This window comes from Nocardioides agariphilus (assembly GCF_015352445.1).
Lineage (GTDB): Bacteria > Actinomycetota > Actinomycetes > Propionibacteriales > Nocardioidaceae > Nocardioides > Nocardioides agariphilus.
Genome location: NZ_JADKPO010000056.1, coordinates 1 through 10,099 on the forward strand (window position 1 = coordinate 1; position 10,099 = coordinate 10,099).

Sequence of the window (10,099 nt, forward strand, 5' to 3'; positions counted from 1 at the left end):
AAGACCCACGGCCGCTGGCGATACCTGATCCTCACCCCCGGCAGCTACCTATGGACCAGCCCCCACGGCTACCACTACCTCCGCGACCACACCGGCACCCTCGATGTGTCCCACGACAGACACAGACGCCGACACCCACGCCGACACCCACCACCAGCAGCCTGAGACCACCAGCCTGACCCCTCGACCCGCCGCACCCGCCCAAGAACCACCACGGGCGGGCTACCGGCACGCCCTCGGACGCTAAGGTCCACCTGCAAAAGCCGCGTGCAGCGGGGGCGGTAGCTCAGCCGGTCAGAGCAGAGGACTCATAATCCTTGGGTCGTGGGTTCGAGCCCCACCCGCCCCACCACCAGGCAAACGTTGGTAATGCATTGTGCCCTGTCGGCACCATCGAGTCGTACCTCACTGTCGGCGCCGCTCTCTACGACTGGCTCGACCGCGAGGCCCTCGACTCCCACCAACACGGCCATCACCAAGACGACGCTGGAGCGCTACCTGGCCGGCAGATGCACGAGCGGGTCGCGCCCGCCACGGTCGCCAAGCACTACCGCTCGCTCCAGCAGCTCTTTCGCTGGCTCGTCTCAAGGCGGCGAGCTGCTCGACACGGGCATGCGGGCGGGCGAGTTGGCGATGCGTTGCGACGCTACCTGCGGGAGCGGGCGCGCAATCCGGCCGCAAGCCGCACCGATGCAGTCTGGATAGGCCGGAAGGGAACGATGACCGATTCGGGTGTTCGTCAGATGCTCGAACGACGCTGCAACGATTCCGGCCTCGATCCGACCCACCCGCACCAGTTCCGCCACACGATGGCCCACCGCTGGCTCGCCGTCGGGGGTCAGGAGACGGGCCTCCGCGCTCGCGCGTTTGAGGTTCTGCAGTCAGGACCGGCGGCCGAGAGGCCACGACAACAATTTCGTCGCGGCCAAACGCCGCATCAGGGGGCGGCCACGCTCGACGAGGCGCCGCCGCCACGCGGGGGTCTTGTAGTCGCCTGCGTTGGCGCGAGGGAAGGGGACCTCAGGGATGGAGTGTCCGAGGAAGCCGCACAGCTCGGCCCACCCGTCACCGCGAGACCAGTCGACCTCGAGCAGGTCGCCGGGTCGGTCGGCGAAGTAGGCGCGTGCCGCAGCGTTGTGCCCCTTGACCCGGGCCACCAACTGCTCATCGGACGCTTCCAAGGGGGCGAAGCCGTACAGCACTTCACGGCGACGGTCGAGCGTTGCGTCGCGGACCTGTGCGGCGACCATGTTGCGGTAGGACCGCGTCAGCGCCTCTGGATCGCGCTGAGTGAGCACGAATCGGCTGCCCGGGAACGCCGCATCGAGCTCGCGATAGAGCAGGAGCCACGGCCAATCCTCGGCGCTGTCGTACGCACGCGCAACGTCGAGGATCGGCGCGAGATCGCCGCTCGGCAGGTGGTCAACGAGGTCGAGTCTGCAGCCGACGTGGCTGTACCCCAGGATCTCGAGGCAGTGCCCGAGTGTGGTGGTACCGGTCTTAGGCCAGCCGATGCCGAACACCTTGCGTTTGTCCCCTGTCATTGGCGACACGCTACGACGGGACATCGCTCACCGTCCACGGCCCGAACGTCCTGACACGGTGCGGACTCGGCCAGCAGCTGGCGGGGAGCCCAGCGCGACTCGGGAGGGGAGATGAGCCTGACCAGGCAGGCAGAGCGTCACCCCCGCCTCCCGCATGGTGCTGCCCCACCTACTCCTGGGACTCGGCTTCGTAGACGAGAACCATCGCTTGCACACCCTGGCGGAGATCGACGGTCAGGGTGTGGGCACCCGGCGGAAGCAGCGCGCGCTCGACGTACTGCTCGCGTCCATAGGACCAAGGCGATCCAGGACCCAGGTCGGTGGGGAACGTTGCAGGTTCGCCATCGACCAGCAGGCTCGCGCCTTCTCGGCCGTGCTTCAGGGCGAGGAGGATGAGACGCGGGTGGTCCGAAGGCTCGAGGTAGGTGGCGAGCTCGGTCGCACCCGGTGCAGAAGCGATGCCAGTGTGGAACTGGTATTCGACACCGCCGACGTTGGCCAGGGCCTCGAAGCCCTGCCCGAAGGGATCCTCGACCACCAGCGGTGCGCTGTGCACGAAGGCGGTGAAGCCGAAGGTGGCGTCCGCGGTCTCTACGACCGAGACCTCGGGGTCGGACTCGATGCATTGCTGGGTGATCGTGGTGTCGGGGCCGTTCTCGATGCAGCGTCGCGTCTTCTCGGTCAGGGGTCCGGTCAGCCAGATGTCGACGCTGCTCTCCTGGTCCGCGGGTGCTGGGTCTGGCAGGGGGAAGTCTGCGTTGCCGACCGGCTGGTACTCGACTGGTGCGGTGGCATCCAGGGCAGCGTCCGGGCTGCACTGTCCGTAGCTGCCGTTGCCGACCCACCAGATGTCCGCGCTGCCTCGGCCGAGCGACTCCACGAGCAGCACCCTCACCGTGGTCAAGGCGACCCCGACCATGACGGTCACCACGTCGCCGAACCCGATCACCACCAAGGACGCGGTCGCGCTCACAGTGGCGATGGCGGCTCCGGGCGCGGCGGTGACGGGGAACGTCGCGATCTCGGTCAACGGCCGCATCCTCTTCGGCAGTCTGGTCAACGGCTTCGTGACGTTCAGCCTGGGGAAGTTTCCCCAGGCCGGGACCTACCAGGTCACCGCGATCTACGGCGGCAGCGCGCTGGCCAACTCGGTGACGCGGACCGTCAGCTTCACGGTGGTCAAGAAGTAGTGACCAGCCGGGGCACGGCCTGGACCCTCTATGGGGGACAGGTCGTGCCCTTCGCAGGCACCTCCAGCTCGACCAGATAGGCGTCGACCGCGTCTGTGATGCACGACGATTGCAAGTACGCCGTGTGGCTGTGGCCCTCCCAGGTCAGCAGGTGACCGGATCCCAGGATCCTCGCCATCGCGACCGCACCGGCATAGGGAGTGGCTGCATCGTGACGCGTGCCGACCACGACGATCGGTGCTGCACCCACCTGCTCGGGGACGGGCAGCACCTCGCGTTCTCCACCCCAGTAGGTGCAGCTGACCAGGAACGAGGCGAAGGCCTTACCGAAGACCGGGTACTTCCCCGCGAGGCGCCGGGCGGATCGAAGAACGTCCGCCTTAGCCGGGGCTGGACGCGCGTCGGTGCAGTTGATCACCATGTTGGCGTCGCGCTCGTCGTACGGTGCGTCGTCCCCGCCGCCGAACCCCCGCTCGATCACCTCGCGCAACGTCCCCGAGTCGCCGAGCGCCATCTCGGCGAGTGCGTCGTCGAGGACGGGCCAGGACTGCTGCGACTTGAGCAGGGCTGCAAGACCACTGATGACGTCACCGTCTCCCGTCGCCGGGTCGCCTTGCGGCCGCCCGCTCGGGATCGGAAACTCGCGCGCGCGCTTCATCAGTCCGCGTACGAAGCCGATGGGGTCGTCGCCGATGCGCTCGCAGGTGGGTCGGGCGGGGCAGTCGGCGGCCCAGGCGCCGAGCGCGTCCTCGAACCCGGCCGCCTGACGCTCGACGATCCCCATCGAGTCGTCCGCCGGATGCGACGGGCCGTCCAGCACCACAGCGCGGACGCGGTCCGGGAACTGGCGCGCGTACTCGGCGCCGAGCTTGGCGCCGTACGAGAAGCCGACGAAGGTGAGCTGATCGTCGCCGACCGCCTCGCGCAGGAGATCGAGGTCGTGGGCTGCGGCCACCGTGCCGAACCCGCCGGCCCGATCGGCGCCCAGCTCCTCGATGCAGGCTGCCGACGCTTCCTGGTAGCTCTCAGCGGCATCCGCCCACCCTTCGGGCGTCAGGAGGTCGGCGATCAGGGTCGGCTCCTCGTCACGCGAGGTGGGCGGGCAGTTGAAGCCCGCGGACGCTGCGACCCCGCGAGGGTCCAGCGTCACCATGTCGAAGCGGCGCAACACCTGGTCCGACACGGCCGACGCCCACGAGGGCGCGAGGGAGAGGCCGGACTGTCCCGGTCCGCCGGGGCCCAGCACCAGCGTCCCGATGTGGTCGGCCTGGCGGTCGTCGCGGATCCGCACCACCTGGACGCCGAGCTGCTCGCCGTTCAGGTCGTCGTAGTCGAGCGGCACGTCGAGCACGCCGCACTCGATCGTCAGGTGATCGGCTCGGTCCGCCGGCACCCGATCGAGCGCGGCTGGGTCGATCAGATTCCCGCACTCCCCGAACTCCAGCCCCTCGGCAACCTCGCTCGCTGAGGCGGTCGTGTCCGGGGAGCGGCCCGCCGGTCTCGACGAACCGTCGTCCGTGCAGCCGGCCGTGATCAGGGACAAGGCGAAGGCGGCAATCCCCACACGTCCGCGCCCTCGCGCCATGGGCACACCCTCCACCGTGCGGACCGCTGAGTCCATACTGATCCGGGCCCTCCTCGGGGGAGGCGGGTCAAACCACACCGGAGGGGTTCGGGGATGTCCTTGCGTGGGCCACTGGTGGCCTTCCTCGGCCCGTCCCTCCCACCGACGAGGGCCAGGCAGCTCGCCCCTGAGGTCGTCGTGCTGCCGCCTGTGTGTCAAGGCGATCTGGCATCTGCGGTGCGCAACCACCAGCCCCGGGCCGTGCTCGTGGTCGACGGCGAGTTCGGGCAGAGCCTGTCGGTCTGGCACAAGGAGATCCTGTGGGCCATCGACCGTGGCGTCCGTGTCCTCGGGTCCTCCTCGATGGGCGCTCTGCGTGCGGCCGAGCTCGAGCGCTTCGGCATGGAGGGTGTGGGTGCCGTCTTCGCCCACTACCGCGACGGCTGGCTGACCTCCGATGCCGACGTCGCGCTCGTACACGCCGACGCCGACGAGGACTACCGCGCCCTGACCTGGCCGCTGGTCAACGTGCGGGCAACCGTCGATGCTCTCCGCGCCGCCGCAAGCGTTGATGATCGAGAGGCTCACGCCCTCGTCGCGTCGGCGGGCGCCCTGCACTTCCGGATGCGCGGCGAGGTGGCGCTGGCGCGGCAGCTGGGTGACGACGGCCTGCCCGCGGACGAGGCCGCCCGTCTCGCCCACCTGGTCTCGGAGACGTACGTCGACCAGAAGCGCCTCGACGCCGAGGCGGCGCTGGCGGTGCTCGTGGGCATCGACGAGATCCGGCCACCCGTCGCCGAGAGACCACTGGACCTCGAAGGCCTCGGGCTCGAGCCTCTGCTGTGGAGCGACGTGCTCGTCGAGCGATCGGCCGGCAGGCTGCGGCGCTACCAGCTCGTGGCCGACGCAGCACTCCACGAGCCCGACTACCCGGCCTTGATGGACCGCGCCCTCGACGGCTACCTGGTCGATGCCCTGGCGCTGGAGTACGACGTCCGGGTCACCTCTGAGGAGGTCGCCGAGCAGCGCGCCACGATGCACGATCGCCTTGGTGTGACCGAGGAAGGCCTGGAAGCCTGGCTCGCCGACAACGACCTGGACCGTCCCACGTGGGAGGCCCTCGTCGTCCGCGAGGCGACGCGGGCCCGGATGAGGCGATGGATGCTGACCACGCGCATCATCGAGCGCAACCGGCGCCTGCTGGTCGAGCAGCTCCAGGTCGAGGGCCGCTACGCCCGGGTGGCGGATGCTGCTGCCCGGCGTCGTGCGCTGGCTGACGCCCGCCCGGCACCGCCGTACCCGGACAGCGTCAAGCGCGTCCAGGAGCTCATCGCCCGCCAGCGAGCCGTCAGCGGCTGGGCGCCCAAGGGCGACCTTCGCCAGGTTGCCGACGACCTGGGCTTCGACACGGTCGCCGGTCTGCTCGTCGCGTTGAGCGACGCTGCCGTGGCCGGCCTCGAGCTCCAGGAGCGTCGCTCGCGGATGACCCGCCTGCTGGGGCTCGGTGACGACGAGGCGTCCCCATGACCACGCCGGCCGCTGCACCCATCCGCTACGACGGCCGAGACCACGCTGCGGCCAAGCACTTCGTCGCCGGAGCTCACCGCGCGATGCCACCCGAGGAGACGCTCGAGCGGGTCCGACCACACCTGGCCAAGGGCGGCATCACCCGGATCGCCGACGTGACCGGTCTCGACACCATCGGGCTGCCTGTCGCGGTCGCGACCCGCCCGGCCTCCGGCACACTCGCGGTCGAGGGCGGCAAGGGCGCGACCTTCGCTGCCGCGATGGCCTCGGCCGCGATGGAGGCGATCGAGCGGTTCGTCGCCGAGACCTTCCCCATCGAGAAGGTGTGGGCGACCACCGGCGAGATGGCCGACCGACTGCCGTGCGCGGTACAGGAGTTCCCCGTGTCACGCCACACGTCGATCGCGACGGATCGTCGCTACGCGTGGTCGATGATGCGCGACCTCCACGACGACGCCGAGTGGTGGGTGCCGAGCGACCTCGTGGTGCTGCCCACCGGCGTGATGGTCCCGAACCTGTCGCACCCGTGGGCCGCGGGGTCCAACGGTCTGGCGTCCGGCAACGACCTCCTCGAGGCTCTGTGCGCCGGGCTCTACGAGGTGATCGAGAGGGATGCCACGACGTGCTGGAGGTCGGCCGGCTCCCGCGGCGGCGTACCGCTGCTGGTCGTCGACCAGGACAGCTTGAGCGGGCCGGTCCTGCCCGGCCTGCTCGACGTGCTCGACCGGGCCGGTGCCGATGCCGTGATCGCGTGGTGTCCCACCGACATCGGGGTGCCGGTGGCGATGGCCTACGTCGTCGACCGCGAACGAGGCATCGGGCTCTACCAGGGCTACGGCTGTCACCTCGACCCCGAGATCGCCGTGATCCGAGCGGTCACCGAGGCCGTGCAGTCGCGCACGATCATCGTCTCCGGCGCCCGCGACGACCAGCTACGGCCGGTCTACGAGGCGATGAAGCGCAGCGATGTCTACGCGGCCGCTGCTGTCGTCGACCGACAGGAGCTCGTCTCCTTGAGCGACATCCCCAGCCTGGCGACGCCGACGTTCGAGGGCGATGTGCGCGTGGTCCTCGATCGGCTGGCTCGGGCCGGCTTTCACAGGGTGCTCGCGCGCGAGCTGGACGCCTCGCAGTTCGAGGCCTCCGTCGCGCGCGTCCTCGTGCCCGGCCTGGCGCCGCACGACTTCGCCTGGGTGGACGTCGGCGAGCGGGCCCGGACCTTCGACGCCTGGGCCTACGTGCCCTGATCCGGTCAGCCCTCGGCGGCGATCAGGAAGCTGTCGCCACTCTCCTCGAGAGTGAGGGTGACGTTGTCGCTGCGCTCGTCCTTCTTGCCGACGTAGGTGATGTCGTAGTTGACGGTCATCGTGCTCGGGTCGGCTGTGATGTCGGAAGGTACGGCCGACTCCCACTGGTCCCAGTACTTCTTGTACTCGCCGAAGCTCTTGCTTGCCGCCTGGAACTCGGGTGTGAGCAACTCCCACGAGGTCTTCGGATCCTCGACGGCGGCCGCGATGTAGTCGTCGACGAAGCCCTCCATGGCCTGGGCCCGCTGCGTGTCGTCGCCCGGAGGAGGAGTCGACGTGGACTCGTCAGGGGACTGGGACGGGTCGGGCCCACCGGTGCCTGGTCCGGACGCGGCCTCCTGCTGGTCGAACGCGCCGAACATCCAGGCGAACAGCAAGAACAACCCCACCACCAGGAGACCGACGACCAGGCCCACGAGTGCGCCTCCCGGGCCACGCCGGCGAGACGGCGTGGCGGGCCCCGGGGGCACCACGGGCCGCGGGGCGGTGAGCACCCGGGTGCTGTCGACGGGCTCCACCGGTGGCGGAGTCTCGCGGGTGTTCACGACTGCCGAGATCGGCCCGCCGTCCAGGAAGTCCCGTACGCGTGACATCGGCCAGCGGCTGGCGGGGTCCTTGGCCATCGTGTTGTCGAGGAGGGGGGCCAGCCATCCGGCGCTGTGCAGCCGCGGCGGGTCCTCGTGCACGATGCGGTAGAGCGCACCCATCACGTTGTCCCCGACCTCGTAGGGAGGGTGCCCGGCCAGGGCGTGGAAGGTCGTGGCGCCCAGCGACCACACGTCCGCGGCTGCCGTGGCCTGCTGACCGGAGGCGACCTCCGGGGCGAGGTAGGCGGGCGAGCCGGTCACCAGCCCGGTCTGGGTCAGGGAAGAGTCGGCCTCGGCCCGGGCGATCCCGAAGTCGGACAGCTTCACCTGGCCCTCCGCGGTGACCAGGATGTTGGACGGCTTCACGTCGCGGTGCACGATCCCGGACTCGTGCGCAGCGGCCAGGGCGTCGGCCGCCTGGCGCAGCAGGGGCGCTGCCTCGTCGGGAGACAGGGGACCCTCGGCCCGCACCAGCTCGGCGAGCGTGCGGCCCTCGACGTACTCCATCACCAGCCAGTGGTCGGCGCCGTCCTCGACCAGGTCGAAGACCGCGACGACGTGGGGATGGTTCAGGCGGGCTGCCAGCCTGGCCTCTCTCTCAGCACGCTCCACCTCAGGTGTGCCGACGCCCGGCGCCAGGCCGAGACGCTTGAGCGCCACCTGACGGCCGAGCACGCGGTCCGTCCCCAGCCACACCGCACCCATGCCGCCGCGACCGACCTCGCGACCGACGGTGTACCTGCCAGCGATCTCCATGGGCTCCCTTCCCGGACCGCCCGCCAGCGTACTTATCCGGTTGGGCGCCAGGCTCACCCATGCGGCAGGCTTGGGCACGTGAGCATCGACCCTGGCCTCCTCGACGACCTGGAGTGGCGCGGTCTGCTCGCGCACACCACGGATCGCGACGCCCTGCGCAGCGCGCTGAGCGAAGGGAGCGTCCGGTTCTACGTCGGGTTCGACCCGACGGCGCCCAGCCTCCACATGGGCAACCTCGTCCAGATCCTCACCGCCCGTCGGCTGCAGCTGGCCGGCCACACGCCGTACGCCCTCGTCGGCGGCGCGACCGGCATGATCGGCGACCCCAAGGACTCGGGGGAGCGCACGCTCAACTCACTCGACACGGTCAAGTCCTGGGTGGCCAAGGTGCGCACGCAGATCGAGCCGTTCTTGATGTTCGAGGGGCCCAACGCGGCCACGATGGTCGACAACTACGACTGGACTGCCAGCCTCTCGACGATCGACTTCCTGCGTGACATCGGCAAGCACTTCCCGGTCAACCGGATGCTGGGCCGAGAGACGGTCAAGCGCCGCCTGGAGTCGGGGATCAGCTTCACCGAGTTCAGCTACGTGCTCCTGCAGTCGATGGACTTCCTCAACCTCTACCGCGACCACGGCGTGACCTTGCAGTTCGGGGGGTCCGACCAGTGGGGCAACATCACCGGCGGTGTCGAGCTGATCCGCCGCGCCGACGGGGGGCACGCCCACGCGTTCGCGACGCCGCTGATCACGAAGGCCGACGGCACCAAGTACGGCAAGACCGAGGGCGGCGCGTTGTGGCTCGACCCCCAGATGCTCTCGCCCTACGCCTTCTACCAGTTCTGGCTCAACATCGAGGACTCTCAGGTCGTCGAGATGCTCAAGACCTTCACCTTCTTCTCGCGTGAGGAGATCGAGGAGTTCGGGCGCCAGACCGAGGAGAAGCCCTTCTTGCGAGCAGGGCAGAAGGCTCTCGCCGAGCACGTCACCTCCTTGGTCCATGGGGCAGAGGAGACCGCGCACGTCCAAGCGGCGGCGGCCGCCCTGTTCGGCGGCGGTGACCTGTTTGCGCTGAGCGTCGACACCCTCGGCGCGGCGCTGCGGGAGGCCGGCTCCGCCACCGTCTCCGGCGAGATCCCGCCCTACGTCGACCTGATGGTCGATGCCGGCTTGGCCAAGGGCCGTGGCGAGGCACGCAGGACGATCGCCGAGGGCGGCGCCTACCTCAACAACGTGCGGGTCGAGGACGCCGACCTGGTGCCGACCTCGGCCGACCTCGTCGGGGGTGCCTGGCTGGTGCTGCGACGCGGCAAGAAGACGTTCGCCGGCGTCGAGGTCACCCCGACTTGAACTCATGCGGGGAGGCCGTCTAAGGTTTCACCCAGTCGCTGCGGGAGCGGCGGGAGACAAGACGCCTCTGCGTCGGGTCTCCGGCCCCGGGTGACTCACTCCTCTCGATCGCGCGACCCTGGTCACGCGCCCGAGAGTCAGCCCCGAGCCCGACCTCAACGGGAACGGCACGGGTGCGTCTGATTTTTGAGAACTCAACAGTGTGTCATTTAGTCGACGGATTAGTTTGTCATGCCCTGATCTTTTTGGTTTGGGTTTGATGTTGTTTTTTACG

General features: G+C 69.5%; 8 protein-coding genes and 1 tRNA gene. 5 read left to right on the plus strand and 4 right to left on the minus strand.

Annotation, left to right across the window (positions count from 1 at the left end; translation table 11 throughout):
* Window positions 1–275: 275 nt before the first annotated feature.
* Window positions 276–352, plus strand: a tRNA-Ile gene (locus ISU10_RS22245).
* Window positions 353–881: 529 nt separating this feature from the next.
* Here the strand turns inward: ISU10_RS22245 and ISU10_RS22250 are convergent.
* Both ISU10_RS22250 and ISU10_RS22255 read right to left on the minus strand, forming a co-directional pair.
* Window positions 882–1,544, minus strand: coding sequence for a sulfotransferase family protein (locus tag ISU10_RS22250; protein ID WP_194698648.1), 663 nt, complete (start codon window positions 1,542–1,544; stop codon window positions 882–884).
* Window positions 1,545–1,713: 169 nt separating this feature from the next.
* Window positions 1,714–2,463, minus strand: coding sequence for a hypothetical protein (locus ISU10_RS22255; RefSeq protein WP_194698649.1), 750 nt, complete (start codon window positions 2,461–2,463; stop codon window positions 1,714–1,716).
* Between ISU10_RS22255 and ISU10_RS22260 the strand changes: the two genes are divergently transcribed.
* Window positions 2,462–2,734 (plus strand): Ig-like domain repeat protein, encoded by a 273-nt coding sequence (locus ISU10_RS22260; RefSeq protein ID WP_194698650.1) that lies wholly within the window; start codon window positions 2,462–2,464, stop codon window positions 2,732–2,734. The two genes, ISU10_RS22255 and ISU10_RS22260, sit on opposite strands and share 2 nt — an antisense overlap.
* Window positions 2,735–2,762: 28 nt before the next feature.
* Here ISU10_RS22260 and ISU10_RS22265 read toward each other — a convergent pair whose 3' ends face one another.
* Window positions 2,763–4,319, minus strand: coding sequence for an alpha/beta hydrolase (locus ISU10_RS22265; RefSeq protein ID WP_194698651.1), 1,557 nt, complete (start codon window positions 4,317–4,319; stop codon window positions 2,763–2,765).
* 93 nt (window positions 4,320–4,412) lie between these two features.
* On the opposite strand from ISU10_RS22265, the gene ISU10_RS22270 reads away from it, so the two are divergent.
* Together ISU10_RS22270 and ISU10_RS22275 are read left to right on the plus strand one after the other, a co-directional pair.
* Window positions 4,413–5,825 carry a TfuA-like protein gene (locus ISU10_RS22270; protein ID WP_194698652.1) on the plus strand — a complete coding sequence of 471 codons (1,413 nt, stop codon included), beginning with the start codon at window positions 4,413–4,415 and terminating at the stop codon, window positions 5,823–5,825.
* Window positions 5,822–7,072, plus strand: coding sequence for a YcaO-like family protein (locus ISU10_RS22275; RefSeq protein ID WP_194698653.1), 1,251 nt, complete (start codon window positions 5,822–5,824; stop codon window positions 7,070–7,072). Before ISU10_RS22270 ends, ISU10_RS22275 begins: the two co-directional genes overlap by 4 nt.
* A 5-nt stretch (window positions 7,073–7,077) precedes the next feature.
* Here ISU10_RS22275 and ISU10_RS22280 read toward each other — a convergent pair whose 3' ends face one another.
* A complete protein-coding gene (locus ISU10_RS22280) occupies window positions 7,078–8,475 on the minus strand; it encodes a serine/threonine-protein kinase (RefSeq protein WP_194698654.1) in 1,398 nt (465 codons plus the stop codon).
* A gap of 78 nt (window positions 8,476–8,553) precedes the next feature.
* Here ISU10_RS22280 and tyrS point away from each other — a divergent pair, with 78 nt between their 5' ends.
* Window positions 8,554–9,825, plus strand: a complete 1,272-nt coding sequence (gene tyrS, locus ISU10_RS22285; RefSeq protein ID WP_194698655.1) for a tyrosine--tRNA ligase — start codon at window positions 8,554–8,556, stop codon at window positions 9,823–9,825.
* Window positions 9,826–10,099 lie beyond the last annotated feature (274 nt).

Bases quoted from the DNA above. Each gene is read 5' to 3' on its own strand.
- ISU10_RS22250 (WP_194698648.1), bottom strand. From the start codon at position 1,544: ATGACAGGGGACAAACGCAAGGTGTTCGGCATCGGCTGGCCTAAGACC.
- ISU10_RS22260 (WP_194698650.1), top strand. From the start codon at position 2,462: ATGACGGTCACCACGTCGCCGAACCCGATCACCACCAAGGACGCGGTC.
- ISU10_RS22255 (WP_194698649.1), bottom strand. From the start codon at position 2,463: ATGGTCGGGGTCGCCTTGACCACGGTGAGGGTGCTGCTCGTGGAGTCG.
- ISU10_RS22265 (WP_194698651.1), bottom strand. From the start codon at position 4,319: ATGGCGCGAGGGCGCGGACGTGTGGGGATTGCCGCCTTCGCCTTGTCC.
- ISU10_RS22270 (WP_194698652.1), top strand. From the start codon at position 4,413: ATGTCCTTGCGTGGGCCACTGGTGGCCTTCCTCGGCCCGTCCCTCCCA.
- ISU10_RS22275 (WP_194698653.1), top strand. From the start codon at position 5,822: ATGACCACGCCGGCCGCTGCACCCATCCGCTACGACGGCCGAGACCAC.
- ISU10_RS22280 (WP_194698654.1), bottom strand. From the start codon at position 8,475: ATGGAGATCGCTGGCAGGTACACCGTCGGTCGCGAGGTCGGTCGCGGC.